Below are 19,543 nucleotides of genomic sequence, written 5' to 3' on the forward strand. Positions count from 1 at the left end.
ATTTCCCGTCAACCTGTTGTTTATTTTCACATTAAGATATAGTCCGCTCTACTTTATTTTCGCATATTCCGGCTATTCCAATTTCATTGGCGTTGATGCAATATGCAGTATGTTGAAAGACGCCTGACATGGAGAGGTTATGTCTCACTATTATTATGCTTATCATGGTCCTGAAAATACTTCAGCATTTACCACTGGCATGGGCTACGGACTGAGTGAGAAGCAACGATGGAAGTACGAACGCGTACAACCGAACGATAAAGTCTTTATCATTCAAAAACTAAAAGAGTGGCCCACGTTTGAACTGTGTGGGTTGTACGAAGTGACAGGTCGATATCATGAGCCCACCGCTAATCGTCCTTTACGCTTTCATCTCCAAGAACAGACCGTCCCCGATAAATCAATCACACTGGATGAATTGGTACTTAGCGAGTTACTTCCCCATGAAACAAGAGGGAATAAGAATTGGAGCAATTTTAAGCGCCACTTCTGTGCGCAAGGCGTGTCATTCAGAGCTCCTATCTCAACCGACGTCAGGCATATTTTATCGGCACTGCTCGCCCCAAAAGCGGTGGTACTCTCTGACATAGACAAAGACTTTGAGAAAGACGTTGTCCGTTCTCAACAGCGTTCCGCTGAGGAGCGGCAACGTCGATTGCAAAAAGCGCCTAAAATCCCACAGACCTCCATTGTTGAAGTGAGCGTATTTCAACGTAACCCAGATGTGGTGGCTGAAGTCCTCTTTCGTGCCAAGGGCATCTGTGGATCGTGCAAGACCCCTGCGCCCTTCACGCGTAGAAAAGATGGATCCCCTTATCTAGAAGTGCACCATATTCAACAGTTGGCCCATGGAGGGGAGGATACCGTGGAAAATGCAATCGCATTATGCCCCAATTGTCATAGGCAAAAGCATTTTGGTTAACCGAATAACGGAAGCGAACGTTGCTTTATGGGGCTTACGTTCCTTTATTAATATTGTCTATGCGCTTTCGCTATGATGCCAACAACATTACTCGCTTCTTCAACGATGATGTAATCAATGCCTCGCTGCTTAAATATCTGTTTCGCTTTTATTAAACTTTCAGTACTTCCACACCGTTGAGTGTTTGACGGCAGCTGAAGGGTGCTAATGATCTCGCCAAAGGTAATTTCCGTTAAGTCCAGCATTAAAGTGCCATCACACTCTTTGTTTCGGAGCATAAAATCGAGAAGGTGCGATTTTTCAATGATCAGCGGCACATCGCCGTCATAATAATAAAATCGACAGCTCGGGATATCGTTCAGTGTCGTAGTGTTGTCGACTCTCAAAAATTGGTTATCACACCGTTCGCCAAAATGAGGTTTCGGCTCACCATTGGCGCTAGGTGACGTACGTAAAATACCATTGACGGTTGAATGATGCTTCGTCCAGTCATGCGTTTCTTCGCTTATCCACTTAATGACGTCGAGTAAGTCTGTGTGATATTTGGAAATATTTAGACCATATATTGGCTCATGATGGGCGACGCGATTTCTAAATCTATTCAGATCTTTGACATGCTGCTGAAATTCATGCCGTGTTTTGGTCGTGTTTGGCAGTAATGTTTGCATATTTGACTGCCAAAATGGCCTGTCATACTCCGAACGAAAAAGATTGGACCAAAAATCAAACGTGAGGGTTGCCACGATGTCTTCTGTGTCATGAGATTTCGCCCTCTGGATCCCCTTATCCAGCGCATCTTCGCTCTGTTGACTTAGCTCGCCTCGAAAGGTGGTGGAGCGTGGCCAATCCGGACCGTAAAGAGTAGAAAAAATACCGCTCATCTTGTTACGAAGCGTTACTTCCAAGATGTGTAATGGATACAAGAAGGACTTAGCAAGTCTTGCATTGTATAAATATAGATTAAAAGCATATTCCTCATTGAAGCCTGCCTTCATCAGAAAGGGCTTAAATCGTTCTTCCGATAAGTTAGACTTCAATTCGCCACTGTTGTTATAGGTATATGGGACTTGACTTTCTGCCATATTTTACTAGAATCCTTATTAGAGCAGTTGAACGGTCCCTCTGATTTATTATCATGCGCCTTCAACAATCTATCTAGATACCCGAGACAGACAACAGTCCCTCTCGGGTTTTCGCTTTTTAGGGGTATGGTAAACCCATGCCCTTAAAGATCAACAGTTAATCTTTGCCCCTATAAGGGTGTATCTACGGCGATGTATCAATACGTGAAATACAGATAACTGAAGGTTTATCTGCCGCACCGATACAATTTTTCGTACCTTTCTGCAATTTCATCAAACCACAACGAGTGACTTCCTATCTCATCCACGTGCGGTGTAGGAATACCGGTTCTCTCATCAACATCAATGTAAAAGACGTGAAACTCACAATCACCTGCGCCGAGTGTATTGAGCTCACGCATCAGGCGTAAAAAAAGGAACAGGTGAGGCTCTGGAATAGCGGCATGACACGACAGCACCACATAGGGATGGGGGCCGATTATGAGCAAAACATTTTGCGAGTTGTGCCAGAGCTGGTTTATTCCCCTAATGGCTATGATGGACGTTTAGATTTAACACTATTCGTCAACGGTATCCCTGTTGCGACTTGTGAGCTCAAATCTGAGTTTAAACAGTCGGTTGATAATGCCAAAGTCCAGTATATGAAGGACAGGCAGCCGAAAGATCCAAAAACTCGTAAACTAGAGCCGTTATTGACCTTTAAACGTGGTGCGTTGGTTCACTTTGCTGTAAGTCAGTATAACGTAGCTATGACTACTCGCTTAGCTGGCAAGAAGACCTTTTTCCTACCGTTTGACCAAGACACAAGTGAAGGTGGTAAAGGTAACGATGTCCCTGACTCTTTATCCGCTGAAGGCTCAGATAGCTACGCCACATCTTACCTTTGGAATGAGATTTTCCAGAAAGAAAACCTACTGTTGATCCTCAGCCGCTATATTCACCTCGAAGTTAAAGATGTTGAAAACTTAGACGGTTCAATCACTCAAAAAGAAACAATGATTTTCCCTCGCTATCACCAGTGGGCGGTAGTCTCTAAGCTCCTTAAAACAGTGGATAGCGAAGGCACAGGGCATAAATACCTTATTCAACACAGCGCAGGTTCAGGCAAATCTAACTCGATTGCCTGGCTATCTCATCAATTGGCTTCAAAGCATTACTACATCGATCACCCTGAGCTTAACAAACAAGCAGGAGATAAGGTTTTCGACTCTGTCATAGTGATCACGGACCGGACGGTTCTTGATAGCCAGTTACAGGACACTATTTACCAGTTTGATCATAATGAAGGAATGATTGCTCGTGTTAACCGAGAAGAAGCGCAAGGCTCTAAATCAGGACAATTAGCTGGGGAGCTAAGGGCTAGCACCTCTATCATTATCGTGACTATTCAAACCTTCCCACACGTTTTGGAGGCTATCCGCAAAGATTCTACGCTAGCTGGTCGCAGCTTCGCAGTTATAGCGGATGAAGCGCACTCAAGCCAGACAGGAACGACTGCTCGCAAATTGCGTGAAGTGCTGATGGCGGAGCAGTTAGACGGTGATGAAGAGTTGGACAGTGAAGATATGCTGCGTTTATCTCTGGAAGCTCGTAAAGGTTCAAGCAAGCTCAGCTACTTTGCTTTTACCGCTACACCCAAGGCGAAAACATTAGAGCTGTTTGGTCGCAGACCAAACCTTGATGAACCAGCAAGCGACACCAACAAGCCACAGCCATTCCACGTTTACTAAATGCGCCAAGCGATTGAAGAAGGGTTTATTCTGGATGTTCTACAAAACTACACCAGTTATCGTGTCGCTTATCAATTAGCCCATGAAAATCCTGATCTAGACCGAGAAATGGACAGCAAAAAAGCCGCTTCAAAAATGGCAAAGTGGGTTCGCTTACACCCGTATAACATTGCTCAGAAAGTGGAAACTATCATTGAGCATTTTAATGGAAAAATTAAACATCTGTTGGGCGGTGAAGCAAAAGCAATGGTTGTTACCAGTAGCCGACTAGAAGCAGTACGTTACAAACTTGTCTTTGAAAAATACGTACAAGAAAAAGGCTATACAAATGTTAATGCTATGGTCGCCTTTTCGGGTGAAGTGAATGATCCTGATTTACCCGATCACCCATTTACAGAAAATAATATGAATCCGGGTCTGCGTGGCCGTGATATGCGTAAAGCATTTGACACCACAGATTATCAGGTGATGCTGGTTGCGAATAAGTTCCAGACTGGTTTTGACCAACCGAAATTGGTGGCGATGTATGTCGATAAACCATTAAAAGGCGTTGAGTGTATTCAAACTCTTTCAAGGCTAAACCGCACCTACAAAGGTAAAGATAAAACCTTTGTGCTCGACTTTGTGAATGACCCTGAAGAGATTTTGGCGGAGTTTAAGGTTTACTTTCAAACCGCTGAACTAGCTGGTGTGTCTGACCCCAATATTGTTTATGAGCTAATGAAGAAGCTCGATAAAGTCGGTATTTACCAATGGCGAGAGGTTGAGGCATTTGTTGAGACCTATAACAACAAACAAGCTAATCAAGCTAAGTTAGCCAATTTGTGTAAACCCGCAGTTGACCGTTTTTCCGTTCGTTATAAAGAAGCTTCTCAGGTGCTTCAATCGGCACAGGCAGAATTGTCTAAAGCAAAGATTGAACAGAATGATAAGAAAATCAAATTTGCCGAAAACAGCGTTAAACACGCAATGGAAGCACGAGATATTCTGGAAGTGTTCAAGAAAGACTTAATGTCGTTCTATCGCTTCTACGAGTTTACGTCTCAAATTGTCAATTTTGATGATCTTGAGCTAGAGAAGCTAAGTGTTTTCGCCAAACATCTTTACCCACTGCTTCGCCTTGATGTGGTGGAGGACGAGATTGATTTATCTGATGTGGTAATGACGCACTACCGTTTACACGAGCAGCGAGAGGCTGACTTGCAACTCGGTGTCAAAATTGGTGAAGAACCAAAGTCTTATTTGCCTGATGCAAAAGAAGGTTCTGGTGCAGTTCCGAAAGACCCCAAAACTGAGCTTCTTAATGAAATCATTCAACGAATGAACGATTTGTTTATCGAAGATGGCTTATCTGAAAACGATATGCTCAATTATGCCAATACAATTGCAGGCAAAATTTCGGAAAATGAAGTCGTTATGGACCAGCTTCGCAACAACACTAAAGAACAAGCGATGCTCGGTCAATTCCCAGAATCAATCAACAGCGCCATCATCGAAAGTATGGATGTACATAACGACATGGCGATGAAACTTCTGTCAAATGAAGCAATCGCAAAAGGCTTTGCTGGATTAATGTTTGATGTGTTGATGAAGGGTTTGAGTAGCGATGCAAAGTTATAAGAATTTAAGCTTCGTAAAAACGAAGACAATCTTTAAGGCCTAACTTTCAATGAGTTAAGCTTTTTTAGTACATGGTTTGCTAGAAGATTGTCTTCGCTCTAATTTCTTCTGTCTTCGTTTTAATTACTTCAGATCACTACACCACCTGCCCGGCTGCCCAGCCGCTGCTCCACGCCCATTGAAAGTTGTAGCCCCCTAGCCAGCCGGTGACATCCACTACTTCACCAATAAAATAAAGCCCTTCCACATTGTTGGCCATCATGGTTTTTGACGACAGTTGATTGGTGTCAACACCACCAATGGTGACTTCCGCTGTGCGATAACCCTCTGTGCCGTTTGGCTTGATATGCCAGTTTTCTAAGGTGTTTGCTATATTCTCGCATTCCCCGTGGGACAGTTGCTTCACCGGCACGTTGCGCCATTCATTTAGCTCAATAAAACTTTGCGATACGCGTTTGGGAAAAATTTTATTTAAGCAGGTAGCAAGCAGTGCGTCAGGCGTTTGTGCTCTGGCGTTATTTATCAGCTCGTGAGGGTCATTATCGGGAGTCGTATTAATACTTAATGTATCGCCGGCTTCCCAGTAGCTGGAAATTTGCAGCATAGAAGGGCCACTTAACCCTCGATGAGTAAACAACATGGCCTCTTTAAAGGTGGTGTCGTTGCAGCTTGCGTAAACATCTACCGCTACACCACTTAAATCGGCAAGGGTTTCTTTGTCTTTGTCATGCAAAGTAAATGGTACCAAGGCCGCTCTCGTTGGCAGCACATCTAGCCCAAATTGCTCAGCAATTTTATAGCCAAAAGGCGTTGCTCCGAGTTTTGGCATGCTTAAGCCGCCAGTAGCGACCACAAGAGATTCGCATTCGTAGTCACCATTTGAAGTGGATAGTATGTACTTACTTTCGCGCTTCTCTATCGACAATATCTCGCAGCGTGTGGTTATCGTCACTTTGGCTTTTTCGCACTCTTTAAGCAGTAAATCAACGATATCTTTAGCGCTATCGTCACAAAACAACTGCCCTAACGTTTTCTCATGATAAGCAATACCGTACTCGGCAACGAGTGATATAAAGTCCCATTGCGTGTAGCGGCTTAAAGCCGACTTGCAAAAGTGGGGGTTTTGAGACAGAAAGTTCTCTGGCCCTGCGTACATATTGGTAAAATTACAGCGCCCGCCGCCAGACATAAGTATTTTTCGGCCTACTTTCTTGGCGTGATCAAGTACCTCTACGCTACGCCCTCGTGCACCAGCCTGCGCGGCACAAAAAAGTCCGGCAGCTCCCGCTCCAAGCACTATCACATCACGTTTAATCACGTATTAAGCCTCTCTTGGAAATACTGCTAACGGGTGAGTGGTAATAAGCTGCATATGCGCACGCTCACCTGGCTTAATCGCGTTTTCGTGACTTACGCGTACTTTAAGCTGACTGCCGTTATCGTGGGTGACAGCATAAAGTCGGCTTTCACCCTCATAACGCACCCAGTCTACCGTGCCATTGGGCGAGGCATGAGTAGCGTCTAAACTTAAATCGTCTGGGCGAACCAGTAGGTCTACTAAGCCGTTTGCGTTTTGAAGTGGCGTACCCGGCACGCGGCCAATATCGGTAATCACTGTGTTATCTGTATTGCTCGCGCTATTGTCGAAGCTGGCTTTTAAGAAACTCGCTTCACCCATAAAGCGCGCTACAAAGCGGCTGTTCGGGGTTGAGTAGCATGACTCTGGCGTGTCTAACTGCTCTAAAACGCCTTTGTTCAAAATGCCAATTCTGTCACCCACACTGAGCGCTTCTTCTTGATCGTGAGTCACCCAAATAGCCGGTACGCCCGCTTTTTTAAGGGCGTCGCGTATTTCCCAGCGCAAGCTGTCTTTTAGCGCAGCATCAAGGTTTGATAACGGCTCATCAAGTAAAACAAAGGCAGGCTCGTGAGCCAGGGTTCTTGCCAATGCAACGCGTTGCTTTTGACCGCCAGATAAGCTGGCTGGCTTAACGTCGCGAAAATTGTCTAGCCCCAACAGCGTTAGCCAATGATCGGCAAGGGAGGTGTCTTTTAAACGGAAACATACGTTTTGCTGCACAGTAAGGTGAGGAAACAGCGCAAAGTCTTGAAACACCATGCCTACATTGCGCTTTTCAGGCGGAACATGCTTAGCCGGCGTGCTTGTCCACTTACCTAGGCGAATTTCACCTTCGGATAACGGTATTAGGCCAGCTAGCGCCTGCAAAATAGTGGTTTTACCGCAGCCTGTAGGCCCTACCAACATGAGTATTTCGTCTTGCCCAAGTTCTAAATTTAACTTGTCGACAACGCGGGTAGACCCATAATTCACTGACAAATTACTAACACTTAGCATTACGAACGTTCATCCTCGGTAACGGTAAATTGGGCTTTTCGTTCGCCCGACAGCATTAGGACTAACCCAACGCCTGATAATAAAACTAGCAGCAAGCCCGGCACAGCGGCGCGGCCAAAATAGCCTGCTTCGTAAACACGCCACATATAAGTAGCTAGTGTTTCAAACCCCGTTGGCCCAAGCATAAGGGTAGCCGGGAGCTCTCGCATAGCTTCTAGAAAGACTAATGCAGCACCGGCAATCATACCACGAAGGGTTAGCGGTAGCGTAATTCGTGTAAAGGCTTCTCTGGGGCTTGCGCCAAGTACTCTTGCCGCTTTTACTAAGCCTGAATCGATATTTTCGGCGGTGGTTCTTACGCTGCCTACTGCCAATGGCAAAAAGCGCAGTACGTAAGCCATGACTAGTAGCCCTAGGGTTTGATATAGCGCAGGAAGCTGTAGGCCAACATAAACCAGTGCAGTACCCATAACGATGCCAGGTACACCAAAGCCAAAGTAGGTAATGCGCTCCATCAAACGGCCTGCTTTCCCTGCAATAGCAGCATGGGCGACAGGAATTGCCAATAGCACAGCCACAAGAGCCGCGAGGAAAGAAGCGTGGGCAGAGTTCCATGCATAGCTTAGTTCGAAACCACCGGTTCCCTCACGCACCAGCCAGAGGGTAAATATAGTGAGAGGCAAAACAATTGCCATAAACACGATGGGCATAGCAGAAAGCAGCATTAAATTGCATTTCCAACGCGCTGGGAAAAGTGACAGGTGTCGACCAGGGCGCTCTGTTGCACCACTAATGCGACTTTCAATAAATAGGATAAGACCAACTATCACCATAAGCTGTAAGCTCAACATGGCAGCTTGGCTTAAACCAAACGCATTATATTCAACGAAAATAACGCGGGTAAAGGTATCGAGGCCCATTATGGCTGGGGTTCCAAAATCGGAAAGCGCATAAAGCGCGGCCAACAAAGCCCCCGCCGCAATGCTGTTTACTACTCGAGGCAACACTACACGCCAAAGGCTTGCACCTAATGAAAGCCCTAGCGTACGAGCCGCATTCACTAAACTGGCGTCTAAACTGAGTAAGCTAGAACGCGTGGTCATCATAACAAACGGGTAGGTATACAGGCTCATGACAAGCGCCGAGCCCCACAAGCCGCTGATAGGCGGCGTGGTGATACCCAGCACGTTTTCTATTTCACCACCGCGACCAAACGAGAAGTACATGGCAAACGCGCCAATATAGCTTGGTAACGCCAGCGGAGCGGCTAATACAATTAGCCAAAATCGTTTAAACGGCAATTGCACGTAGGCGGTAAACATTGCCAGCGGCACGCCAATGATCACTGCGCCAATAATGGTCAGTACCATTAATGCAACCGTGTTGCCTAGTACTCGTAAATTATGAGTATCGAATAATTGCGCACTGTCTTGAGCTAGAGAAAACAAAACGCCGACGGGCAATAAAGCCATCAGCGCAATGAGTAGTGCCAGTGGATACGACTTTGGCCAATTTGTCACAGTACGCCAACATCCCTCATCATATTTAGGGTTGGGCGCAAGTCTGCAAGTTTGCGGAGGTCGAGTTCAGGGGGAGACAGCGAGGTCAAACTCGCCAGCCCTTCTGGTGCAGCAACATCTTGCACCAATGGAATTTCATAAGCTTCTCGTGCAAGGTAGCTTTGTACTTCATGAGTCAATAAATAACGAATGAAGTTAACCGGCAGATCGCCATCGCTTAAGGCGACAATGCCCGATGCGTTGACCAAACAGCCCGCATCGTTGTTGGTGTAGGCTAACGCCACATTAGCGTCAGGCTTGCCCGATTTTAAGCGTAAGGTGTAATAATGATTGGCAAAACCAATATCCACTTCACCACGCTCTACGCCCATGACTACACCAAGCTCACCAGCATATTTCTTAGCATTGCGGTTAATGCCTTTTAACCACATACGAGTGGCTTTTTCGCCCTCTAGCACGCGCATTGCCGTAACGAACGACTGAAATGAAGAGTATGCAGGCGCCCAGCCAATTTTTAGATCGCTGTCGGCTAATGCCATTACGCTATCAGGAATTTGTTCGAGATTAACGCGCTCGGTGTTGTACGGTATCGTACGTACTCTGCCAGTTACCGGAGACCAGCTAGGATATTGAAAACCGGGCTTTAACTGATTGGTAATGCTTGCAGGAAGGGGCTTTGCTGCGCCCGAATCGGTAACCATACCAATAGAGCCCGTATCTACCGCCCAGAATAAGTCAGCGCGCTTCACGCCTGCTTTAGTCTCAGCAACAATGGTATTCGCCAACGCGGCAGAGCCACCGCGGCGAATTTTAAGGCTTAACTTAGGATTGCGTTTTTTAATCGCATCGAGAACATTCTCGTAGAGCCCGCCTTCCCCACGCCCTAAATACAGCGTTAGGTCGCCCTCTAACTTGGGTAGCGATTCTACAGAAACGCTACCGGCTACAGATGCGGCTTGGGCTAAACTGAAAGGTACACTGCCCAATACACCAGCGGCAGCTAAACCTTGTAAGAATGTTCTTCGTTGCATCTAGGTTCCTTAAAATACGTCTTTACGGCCTTTCTCTGCTTCTACAAGCAGTACACGCGCTTTGTCTAGTTTGCTTTGCATGGTTTCTACCACGCTACGCACACCGTCTACGCCTTTATCTAGGGAGATAGCTTGCGGCAATGTAACGTTAAAATCTTTTTCCAACGACTCAACTAATGCAGCGTCTTTTGCAATTAGGTCGCCTTCTACCCCTTCAAAGCGCTGAAGGTAAGTATCGTGAACTAATGTGGTAGCCACTTCATTAAGCTGCTCTGCATATTTGGCGACAACGCGATCTAGTCGAGTTTTAATATCGTCGATAACAGCTGGACCGTTGGTAGGTTCAACTTCAGTGGTTTGCACTTCACCAACCAGACCGCGCTTTTGATATTGCGATGCAAGTTTAACTGCGCCCAGCGCTTGCCACAAGGCGTGGTTCAATTTCTCTTGCTCGTGACGCACTACATCAAGAGGTTTGCCTTCATCAATGGCCACTTTTACGCCGTAAATACCCTGCCAAATTGAGGCATAAATAGGGACATACTGAGTTTCAATTGCCGAGTGAAAATCCACTTCTTCCCAATATTCCATTAGGGCGTCTGTTTTAAGGCTTTTATCTTTGTTGGCGTAGGCATCTACCACACCACCAAACTTGCTTTCCAACCACTCTACTTCTTCAGTATATTCTGTGATGTGAGCGTGCAGATTATTTACATGGTCGCCTATAGCTCCATTCGCCATCGCGTGTCCTGTCACCATAGATAGTGACATCACTGATACAGCCAAAAGAGCACTCATTTTTTTCAATGTTGTTGTCATACTTGTTCCTAAAACATTGTTCTGTAACGTTGGCATCTGCGCAAATGATACTTATTATCATTAACTAAGTAAAGGCAACTCACCTCGGCTACCGGTTGTATACCTATGCTTAAGAGCATGAACTCATTCAATACTGGTCCGTTTTAACACAGGTTCAAAGTGACCTACCCGCCTTGCGCACTCCCGGAAGGCCCGCGACATATTCGACGGAAGCTGTTTGCTCAAGCGGTAAAAAGCACTGATAGTCATCGCGTTTTGCGTAAGTTAGCGCACTTTTTTATGCGATAGATTATGAGAGTGGCGTTATATTAATAAAAATGAGTCTCAGGTACATTAACTCTTTCTTACAAATACGCTAGAAAACAAAAACCCGCTAAAAAGCGGGTTTTTTTAATGGAATAGTAGTGTCTGCAGTGGTTATAAACTTTTTAACATCGACTCTGCATCACTGACTTCAAAGCGGCCTGGATCTTCAACGTTAAGCTGTTTCACTTCACCGTCTTCAACAAGCATCGAGTAGCGCAACGAACGCACGCCGCCAAAGTTACTTGTATTCATATCTAAGCCTACTTGGCTGGTGAAAAACGCATTTCCATCGGCAAGCATAGTAATATGCTCTGCATTATTTGCTTTACCCCACGCGTCCATAACGAATGCGTCGTTTACCGAAAGGCAAATAATACTGTCTACGCCCTTAGCTTTTATTTTATCAGCTAATGCGATGTAGCCTGGCAAGTGAGAATGTGAACAGGTTGGCGTAAACGCTCCCGGCACGGCAAACACTACCACGCGTTTTTCAGAAAAAAGCTCGTTAGTACCAGGATTGGTAATTTCTCCGTCAACTAAAAGGCTAAAATCGACCTCTGGTAAAGTGCTTCCAACTCGTAACATGCTGCTCTCCTATTTATTTTGACACAAATACACATCAAATCTGTGTTTCTTACTTTCAATAGCCATTGATGGTTTTTCACCTGCTAATACATCTGCACTGTTTGGACGTTTAACCACCACGCGGTGTGTAGCAAGCTTAAGGGCCGGCGGTAATAACGCATCTGCATCTGGATCGTGACCAAGCAATTGTTGAAACAACCGCATTTCTTTTTTCACCAAGGCTGATTTCTTTTTATGTGGGAACATTGGGTCTAAGTAAATAGCATTCACACTCTCACCTTCGAAGTATTGCATCACCTCTGTACTATTTCCATGTTGAAGTGAAATTCTCTCAGCAAGTTCTGGAAAATGTATCGCTAGTCGCCGAATACCGTCTTCTAATAACGCGGCAACGATGGGCGAACGCTCTATCATGGTAACCTTGCACCCCACACTTGCCATCACAAAGGCATCGCGGCCAAGCCCGGGGGTGGCATCTACAACATGCCAGCTGTCATTCCCTTTTAGGCCAATGGCTTTCACTATGGGCTCTTTCCTTCCGCCGCCATGCTGCTTGCGATACATGCTGGCAGGAGAGGCAAAATCAACGTCTACGGGCAGTACCTTTTTCTCACTGGCATCGGCTAAACCCAACACATTGTCTTTTATCTGTAAGTACAACCCCTCATTGGGTTTGTTTTCTTCTATACGTATCGCCTTGGCCCACTTTACGGCCACATGGTTAAGTAGCAGGCTGTCACCTTCATATAAGTTACTGCTTGGGTCGGTAGCAACCGTTATCGGCATCAGCACAGAGGAAGTGGGGAGCGAGCGGTCTGACGCGCTAATGTTTTTATTATTAGGCATTGCCATACTGCTCCTTATGACCAATCCACCGATTAATAATGGCCTGCGCATGGGAGGGGTATTTGCCCCACATGGTATAAGCAATCTCTTGTACTTTAGGGATGAGAGCTGCATCGCGCACTAAATCGGCTATTTTAAGCTCTGCCATGCCGGTCTGCCGCGTGCCCATAAACTCACCCGGCCCGCGTATTTCTAAGTCTCGCTGAGCGATATAAAAGCCATCGCTACTTTCTCTCAATACACCTAGTCGCTGAGTGGCGGTTTTAGATAGCGGGCTTTGATACATAAGCACACACTGGCTTTCCACCGCGCCACGCCCCACTCGACCGCGCAGCTGATGCAGCTGTGCTAAACCAAGGCGTTCGGGGTTTTCGATAATCATTATGCTGGCGTTGGGTACGTCTACGCCCACTTCAATAACCGTAGTGGCAACCAGCAAATCAAGCTTACCTTCTTTAAAATCAGCCATCACTTGCGCTTTTTCGGCAGATTTCAAACGCCCATGAACTAATCCAACCTGTAAATCTGGCAACGCGGTACGTAGGGTAATGGCAGCCTCTTCGGCGGCTTGGCACTCTAATACTTCAGATTCATCTATTAACGTACACACCCAATACGCTTGTCTGCCGTTGTCTTTGCATGCCTGACGTACCCGCTCTATAACATCCGCGCGGCGGGTGTCGGGCAAGACAACGGTAGTAACTGGGGTACGCCCCGGCGGTAGCTCATCAATAATTGACGTGTCTAAGTCGGCGTAGGCCGTCATGGCAAGGGTACGAGGTATGGGCGTTGCCGTCATAATAAGCTGATGAGGAAAGCGCCCTTGCTGCTCGCCCTTATCTCGCAGTGCAAGTCGCTGATGCACGCCAAATCGGTGCTGCTCATCAACAATAACTAATGCCAGCTGCTGGTAATTTACGCTTTCTTGGAAAACAGCATGGGTACCCACCAGCATTTGCACATCACCAGCTTCAAGCCTTGCTAGCACTTCGCTTCGAGCTTTGCCTTTAAGCTTGCCTGCTAACCAGCCTACCTCAATACCTAATGGCTCTAGCCATCCTCTAAAATTGTTAGCATGCTGCTCTGCTAATAGCTCGGTGGGCGCCATTAACGCCACTTGATGACCTGCGCCAATGGCTGATAAAGCAGCAAGGGCTGCCACTAAGGTTTTACCTGAGCCTACATCGCCCTGCACCAGTCTCATCATAGGTCTGGCGCGCTGCATGTCTTGCTGAATATCTTTCACTACCCGCTGCTGTGCGCCGGTAGGCGAGAATGGCAGCTGTGCCAGCATTTTTTCAATCAGGTTGTCGTCTACTTTTATGGCTATCCCCGGCTGGGCGTCTGACTGCTTACGTACTTTAAGCACGCTTAAGTTGTGAGATAATAGCTCTTCAAGAATAAGACGGTATTGCGCAGGGTGAAGCCCCTCTTCTATTTCATGCACATCGGCATCTGGAGGCGGGCGATGCACTGTGTGCAGGGCTTCGTTAAGGGAAACTTGATTATCGTAAATACCTTCAGGCAACAAATCTGCTAGAGCGCCTTTATCTAAAAGCGCTAATGCCTGCTCGGTTAAGTTGCGAAGGGTAAGCTGTTTAATGCCCTCTGTCGTTGGATAAACAGGGGTTAACGATTCTTCAATTGGCGGCGCGTCTTCATCTACCACTTTAAATTCGGGATGCATCATTTCGATGCCCCACTTGCCCGTGCGAATTTCGCCAAAGCAGCGAACCACATTGCCTGGAGTCATCATTGTGCGCTGCACTGCGCCAAAGTGAAAAAAGCGCAGCGTTATAGTGCCAGTGCCGTCACTAATTTTGACTACCAACATACGCTTTTTGCCGTACTGAATATCGGCATTCATTACCTCGCCCTGCACGCTTACATGGGTAAACGGCCGGCACTCGGCAACACTGTAAACGCGAGTTCTGTCTTCATAGCGAAGGGGAAGATGAAAAAGGATATCTTGCAGCGTAAACAAGCCGATTTTGTTGAGTTTTTCTGCCACCTTTGCGCCTACCCCTTTAAGGGCAGTGATAGGTGTGGTGGCGAGTGCTTGCATGCAGCTTAATCCTCAATTCAAACGGTTGATTGTGATACTAAAACGATAAATGAAGTGTAAAGGATTGTTGCGGGGTTGGCGAGTACGCTTTAGGCCAGTTTTTACTGACTGGCCTTAGGCTTACACCACTTGCTAGTTGGCTTCTAGTGCTTCAGCCTCAGCTTTGGTTATTTGCATTTCACGCCACCAACTTTCATCGGCAATCACTTCACCCATGTTATTGATTGCGGGATAAGGAAGACCTTTTCGCGTGCATAACTTAAACAAACGCGGATAACCATTTTGAAATGCCAATGCTTGGCACTCTTGTTCTGGTAATTGCTGAGTGTTGTACATACCTGCAATAGTGCGCTGACGCTGGGCTTCATAAAGCACTAACGCTGCCGCTACAGACACGTTTAGCGACTGCACCATGCCCATCATAGGAATAACAATGTCCTGATCGGCAAGGCCAATCGCTTCGTCAGTGGCACCGTACTTTTCCTGACCAAATAAAATAGCGGTGGGTTTGGTGTAATCCACGTCACGAAAATCTATTGCCGAGTCAGACAGGTGAGTAACCAGCACCTGCATGTTCTGCGCTTTCAATGTGTCCATGGCGCTACCAATATTGTCGTGATTGGTTTGACGCACCCAATCTTGACTACCCATGGCGGTGCCGCCACGAAATTGGTATTTCTTTTCCCACACCGTGTGCACACGATGAATGCCTACGGCATCGCAGGTGCGCACGACAGCTGATACATTATGTGGTTTATGCACATTTTCTAAGCAAACCGTAAGGTCGGTTTGCCTTTTGTCCAGCACAGATCGTATGCGCTGATAACGCTCTGGCGACATGGCTTACTCCGGCAGCTCCATAACTCCGTCTATCTCTATTTGAGCGCCTTTAGGTAGTGCAGACACCTGTACCGCAGCGCGTGCTGGGTAAGGCTGGTTGAAATAACGGCTCATTATTTCGTTCACTAACGCAAAGTGACCTAAATCGATAAGAAAGATGTTTACCTTTACTAAATCGTTAGTGGTGCCGCCGGCTGCTTCGCACACTGCTTTTAGGTTTTCAAATACCTGAACGGCTTGTGCTTCGAACTCTTCAGACACCATTTCCATTGTTTCTGGTACCAGTGGAATTTGACCTGAAACATATACCGTAGTGCCAGCTTTAGCCGCCTGGCTGTAAGTACCAATAGCAGCAGGTGCCTTATCGGTCTGAATAATAGACTTAGACATAAATATTCCTAAATTTTGATAAAATTAGTGTCGAGATTGACTGTGACGAGACACTCTTTGAACCTCTGGCATGGTGCGTATTTTCTTCATAACGCGGGCCAAGTGCACGCGATTGTGCGTGGTTAGCTCTAGGTCAATAAAGTAAATGTTACTCTCTTTCTCTTCGGTTTGCAGACCAATAATATTGGACTCACACCCGGAGATAGTGTTTGTTAACGTTGCCAGCGTACCTTGATGGTTAATCAGCTCAATGCGAAGTGACGCTTTAAACTCACCCTGAGGTTCATCGTCCCACTGCATAGGCAGCACGCGCTGCGGCTCTTCTTTGCTTAACTTGCGAATATTATTACAGCCCGCTTGGTGTATGGTCATACCTCGACCAGGACTTAGCACTGCAACAATTTCGTCATCGGGTATGGGGTGACAGCAGCGAGAATAATTCACTAACAAGCCTTCTGTACCACGAATTGCAACGTTGCCTTTCTTATTGGATAGATCGGTTGTGCTCTCGCCCAATAAGCGTCGAGCCACAATAGCACTTAGCTCGTTGCCAAGGCCGATATCTACTAACAGCGCATCGAAGTCAGAATGCTTCGTTTCAGCCACCACGCGGTCGATGTCTGCATGGGGTATTTCATCTAATTTTACGCTGCCAAGCGCATGCCTTAGCAGTCGGTTACCCATATTCACCGCTTCTTGTGAATGCTGCTTGCGCAAATACTGGCGAATACGAGTACGGGCTCTGGCGCTTACCACAAAGTTAAGCCAGTTGGCATTGGGCTTCGCCCGTGGCGAGGTAATGATTTCTACCGTTTGACCGTTTTCTAGTGGCTTACTTAAACTGAAGTTGCGACGCTCTACGCGCACGCCAACACAGGTATTACCTACATCAGAGTGTACCGCATAGGCAAAGTCTACAGCAGTGGCTCCCATAGGCAGCTCAATAATGCGGCCATCAGGAGTGAATACGTAAATTTCATCTGGGAATAAATCGGTTTTAACCGATTCAATAAACTCAAACGATGAACTGGCTGACTGCTGAAGCTCTAATAAGCTTTGTGCCCATTTTCTTGCACGCATTTGCGCCGTAGTACCACTGTCACCAGGCTCTTTGTACAGCCAATGGGCCGCAACCCCTTTATCTGCCATTTGGTCCATTTCGTGGGTTCTAATTTGAACCTCCACTGGAATACCGTGAGGGCCAATAAGAGAGGTATGAAGCGACTGATAACCATTGGTACGCGGAATGGCGATATAGTCTTTAAAACGGTTTTCGATGGGCTTATATAAGCCGTGCATAGCGCCAAACGCACGATAGCAGTCGTCTACAGACCCTACCACAATACGAAATGCATACACGTCCATGACTTCGCCGAACATAAGCTCTTTGTTTTTCATCTTGCGATAAATAGAGTAAAGATGCTTTTCACGGCCTAACACATTAGATTCAATGCCATACGCATCTAAACGAAGACTCAGCTCTTCGCGAATATTCTCGATAATTTCTTTTCGATTGCCTCTAGCCTGGCGTACCGCCGATTTAAGCGCGCGATGACGCATGGGGTACATCGCTTGGAAACCTAAGTCCTCAAGCTCATTTTTAATATCGTGAATACCTAAGCGATGAGCAATAGGTGAATAGATCTCAAGGGTTTCCAGCGCTATGCGGCGGCGCTTGTCTGGTCGCAAAGACCCCAGCGTGCGCATATTGTGAGTTCGATCGGCAAGCTTAATAAGAATAACCCTGATGTCTTGCACCATGGCCATCATCATTTTACGAAAGTTTTCTGCCTGCGCTTCTTGCTTACTGCTAAATGCAATTTTATCTAGCTTACTTACACCTTCTACCAGTTCGGCAACAGTATCGCCAAAGGCTTTGGCAAGGTCGTCCTGACTGTAATGGGTGTCTTCAATAACATCGTGTAGTAAGGCAGCCATGAGGGTTTCATGGTCCAAATGCATATCGGCAAGTATGCTGGCTACTGCAACAGGGTGTGTGATGTATGGGTCGCCACTAGAACGCATTTGACCATCATGGGCCTCTTGCGCCAACACGAAAGCATCTTGAACCAGCTGCACTAAATCAGCGGGCAAATACTTAACAACTTTCTGCTTTAAACCTTCAAACAAATACACAGCGTAAAACGGCCCCTAATTTCAGTACTTCGTTAAGAATACGTTTATTTTCGCATTAATCCAATACGCTAAAAGCAAAGCGCCAGTGCTTTTTTCAAAGCACTGGCGCAAATTCGCTTGTAACCGACCTAAAAAGGGCTGGTTACAATGTCTAGCTAAACAATTTTTACTGTTCAGATAGGATATTCGCAACAGAAGAAAACTCTACGTTATCTTCACGCTCTTGTGTTTGAAGAGCATCTTGTTCAAGGGTGGCTGCTGTAACCAAACCTTGTTCGATTTCACGCAAAGCCGTTACGGTTGGCTTGTCGTTTTGAACGTCAACCATAGGCTCTCTCCCACCAGTGGCAATTTGACGTGCACGACGTGCAGCAACTAGCACTAGGTCAAAGCGGTTACCAATTTTATCTACGGCATCTTCTACAGTTACGCGAGCCATCTATTTCTCCGAAAATCAGGTTGAGCGAGGAATACAAAAAACAGCCACGCAGTATACACGCATACCATTTGCGATCCTAGCACTTTGTTGAAATATAACACAGTTGGGCAGCGTCGATCCTGAAGGTTTAAGGCGGCGCGCTTATGCGCTTCCTAGCAGCGAGTCGAACAGAGGCTGATGACGAATTTGCTGCTTAGCAGAGCGCAAGCGTTGGGCTATCACAATGGCCTCTAGCTCATTTAATGCTGTAGCAAAGTCATCATTGATAATAATATGACCAAACTCATTAAAATGAGACATTTCATCCACTGCCTTTGCCATGCGGCTAGCGATAACTTCGTCGCTGTCTTGGCCCCGTTGATTCAAGCGTTGCTCTAAAACATCTAATGATGGCGGTAATATAAAAATACCGCAGGTATCTGGCATCAACTTGGTGACTTGTCGCGCACCTTGCCAATCGATATCTAAAAATACATCTATTCCACGATACAGCGTTTGCTCTATGGTCACTCGCGACGTACCGTAATAATTACCAAATACTTCTGCATACTCAAAAAACACGCCTTGCTCGATTAGCGCTTCAAATTGCTCACGAGTCACAAAATGATAATGCACACCGTCCACTTCGCCAGGTCGAGGCTGTCGCGTTGTGTGCGATACCGACACCTGCATGGGGGTGTTTGCATTACCCTCATACTTTTCCATTAATGCTTTGATAAGACTAGATTTTCCAGCACCAGATGGCGCTGCAAGAATGAACAAATTACCGAGTAGTGAGGCCATGAAATAATAAAGTTTTGTTAAAGTATGGTGATTTTAGATGTCAATGATAGCATATTGGATGTTTATGCCGTAA

15 protein-coding genes and 1 pseudogene are annotated in these 19,543 nt (G+C 46.3%); 2 read left to right on the top strand and 14 right to left on the bottom strand.

Annotated features, from left to right (window positions below; translation table 11 throughout):
- Window positions 1-139 precede the first annotated feature (139 nt).
- Entirely contained in the window at window positions 140-922 is a 783-nt protein-coding gene (locus JV36_RS0100295) for an HNH endonuclease (RefSeq protein ID WP_032094684.1), read from the top strand.
- Window positions 923-969: 47 nt separating this feature from the next.
- Here JV36_RS0100295 and JV36_RS0100300 read toward each other — a convergent pair whose 3' ends face one another.
- Window positions 970-2,004, bottom strand: a complete 1,035-nt coding sequence (locus JV36_RS0100300) for an Abi family protein (protein WP_032094685.1) — start codon at window positions 2,002-2,004, stop codon at window positions 970-972.
- Window positions 2,005-2,483: 479 nt separating this feature from the next.
- On the opposite strand from JV36_RS0100300, the pseudogene JV36_RS20030 reads away from it, so the two are divergent.
- A pseudogene (locus JV36_RS20030) lies at window positions 2,484-5,354 on the top strand (type I restriction endonuclease subunit R); the annotation flags it as partial.
- Window positions 5,355-5,490: 136 nt separating this feature from the next.
- On the opposite strand, the gene JV36_RS0100310 reads toward JV36_RS20030, so the two are convergent.
- From JV36_RS0100310 to gmk, 13 genes are all read right to left on the bottom strand, one after another.
- Window positions 5,491-6,672, bottom strand: coding sequence for an NAD(P)/FAD-dependent oxidoreductase (locus JV36_RS0100310; protein ID WP_032094686.1), 1,182 nt, complete (start codon window positions 6,670-6,672; stop codon window positions 5,491-5,493).
- Window positions 6,673-6,675: 3 nt separating this feature from the next.
- Window positions 6,676-7,710 (bottom strand): ABC transporter ATP-binding protein, encoded by a 1,035-nt coding sequence (locus JV36_RS0100315; RefSeq protein ID WP_032094687.1) that lies wholly within the window; start codon window positions 7,708-7,710, stop codon window positions 6,676-6,678.
- A complete protein-coding gene (locus JV36_RS0100320; RefSeq protein ID WP_032094688.1) occupies window positions 7,710-9,230 on the bottom strand; it encodes an ABC transporter permease in 1,521 nt (506 codons plus the stop codon). The genes JV36_RS0100315 and JV36_RS0100320 overlap by 1 nt, the downstream gene beginning before the upstream one ends.
- Window positions 9,227-10,261, bottom strand: coding sequence for an extracellular solute-binding protein (locus JV36_RS0100325; protein WP_032094689.1), 1,035 nt, complete (start codon window positions 10,259-10,261; stop codon window positions 9,227-9,229). Before JV36_RS0100325 ends, JV36_RS0100320 begins: the two co-directional genes overlap by 4 nt.
- A 9-nt stretch (window positions 10,262-10,270) precedes the next feature.
- Window positions 10,271-11,080, bottom strand: a complete 810-nt coding sequence (locus JV36_RS0100330) for a hypothetical protein (RefSeq protein ID WP_052010034.1) — start codon at window positions 11,078-11,080, stop codon at window positions 10,271-10,273.
- Window positions 11,081-11,497: 417 nt separating this feature from the next.
- Entirely contained in the window at window positions 11,498-11,971 is a 474-nt protein-coding gene (locus tag JV36_RS0100335; RefSeq protein ID WP_032094690.1) for a peroxiredoxin, read from the bottom strand.
- 9 nt (window positions 11,972-11,980) lie between these two features.
- The gene (locus JV36_RS0100340) at window positions 11,981-12,817 is read right to left on the bottom strand and encodes a class I SAM-dependent methyltransferase (RefSeq protein ID WP_235207718.1); all 837 of its coding nucleotides are present in this window, start codon (window positions 12,815-12,817) and stop codon (window positions 11,981-11,983) included.
- Window positions 12,810-14,882 (bottom strand): ATP-dependent DNA helicase RecG, encoded by a 2,073-nt coding sequence (gene recG / locus JV36_RS0100345; protein ID WP_032094691.1) that lies wholly within the window; start codon window positions 14,880-14,882, stop codon window positions 12,810-12,812. Before recG ends, JV36_RS0100340 begins: the two co-directional genes overlap by 8 nt.
- Window positions 14,883-15,014: 132 nt before the next feature.
- Window positions 15,015-15,722: a tRNA (guanosine(18)-2'-O)-methyltransferase TrmH gene (gene trmH, locus JV36_RS0100350; protein ID WP_032094692.1), complete on the bottom strand. Its 708-nt coding sequence runs from the start codon at window positions 15,720-15,722 to the stop codon at window positions 15,015-15,017.
- A 3-nt stretch (window positions 15,723-15,725) separates the two neighbouring features.
- Window positions 15,726-16,112 carry a RidA family protein gene (locus JV36_RS0100355; protein WP_032094693.1) on the bottom strand — a complete coding sequence of 129 codons (387 nt, stop codon included), beginning with the start codon at window positions 16,110-16,112 and terminating at the stop codon, window positions 15,726-15,728.
- Between the two features lie 24 nt (window positions 16,113-16,136).
- Window positions 16,137-18,248, bottom strand: coding sequence for a bifunctional GTP diphosphokinase/guanosine-3',5'-bis pyrophosphate 3'-pyrophosphohydrolase (gene spoT / locus JV36_RS0100360; RefSeq protein ID WP_032094694.1), 2,112 nt, complete (start codon window positions 18,246-18,248; stop codon window positions 16,137-16,139).
- A gap of 166 nt (window positions 18,249-18,414) precedes the next feature.
- Window positions 18,415-18,687 (bottom strand): DNA-directed RNA polymerase subunit omega, encoded by a 273-nt coding sequence (gene rpoZ, locus JV36_RS0100365; RefSeq protein ID WP_032094695.1) that lies wholly within the window; start codon window positions 18,685-18,687, stop codon window positions 18,415-18,417.
- Between the two features lie 141 nt (window positions 18,688-18,828).
- Window positions 18,829-19,470, bottom strand: a complete 642-nt coding sequence (gene gmk, locus JV36_RS0100370) for a guanylate kinase (RefSeq protein ID WP_032094696.1) — start codon at window positions 19,468-19,470, stop codon at window positions 18,829-18,831.
- Window positions 19,471-19,543 lie beyond the last annotated feature (73 nt).

It is taken from the genome of Alteromonas sp. LOR (assembly GCF_000753865.1).
Classification (GTDB): Bacteria; Pseudomonadota; Gammaproteobacteria; order Enterobacterales; family Alteromonadaceae; genus Alteromonas.

What these genes read in the sequence shown, in the direction of transcription:
- JV36_RS0100315 (WP_032094687.1), bottom strand. Translation starts at nt 7,710, where the DNA reads ATGCTAAGTGTTAGTAATTTGTCAGTGAATTATGGGTCTACCCGCGTT.
- JV36_RS0100355 (WP_032094693.1), bottom strand. Translation starts at nt 16,112, where the DNA reads ATGTCTAAGTCTATTATTCAGACCGATAAGGCACCTGCTGCTATTGGT.
- rpoZ (WP_032094695.1), bottom strand. Translation starts at nt 18,687, where the DNA reads ATGGCTCGCGTAACTGTAGAAGATGCCGTAGATAAAATTGGTAACCGC.
- trmH (WP_032094692.1), bottom strand. Translation starts at nt 15,722, where the DNA reads ATGTCGCCAGAGCGTTATCAGCGCATACGATCTGTGCTGGACAAAAGG.
- JV36_RS0100300 (WP_032094685.1), bottom strand. Translation starts at nt 2,004, where the DNA reads ATGGCAGAAAGTCAAGTCCCATATACCTATAACAACAGTGGCGAATTG.
- JV36_RS0100335 (WP_032094690.1), bottom strand. Translation starts at nt 11,971, where the DNA reads ATGTTACGAGTTGGAAGCACTTTACCAGAGGTCGATTTTAGCCTTTTA.
- JV36_RS0100330 (WP_052010034.1), bottom strand. Translation starts at nt 11,080, where the DNA reads ATGACAACAACATTGAAAAAAATGAGTGCTCTTTTGGCTGTATCAGTG.
- recG (WP_032094691.1), bottom strand. Translation starts at nt 14,882, where the DNA reads ATGCAAGCACTCGCCACCACACCTATCACTGCCCTTAAAGGGGTAGGC.
- JV36_RS0100295 (WP_032094684.1), top strand. Translation starts at nt 140, where the DNA reads ATGTCTCACTATTATTATGCTTATCATGGTCCTGAAAATACTTCAGCA.
- JV36_RS0100325 (WP_032094689.1), bottom strand. Translation starts at nt 10,261, where the DNA reads ATGCAACGAAGAACATTCTTACAAGGTTTAGCTGCCGCTGGTGTATTG.
- JV36_RS0100340 (WP_235207718.1), bottom strand. Translation starts at nt 12,817, where the DNA reads ATGCCTAATAATAAAAACATTAGCGCGTCAGACCGCTCGCTCCCCACT.
- gmk (WP_032094696.1), bottom strand. Translation starts at nt 19,470, where the DNA reads ATGGCCTCACTACTCGGTAATTTGTTCATTCTTGCAGCGCCATCTGGT.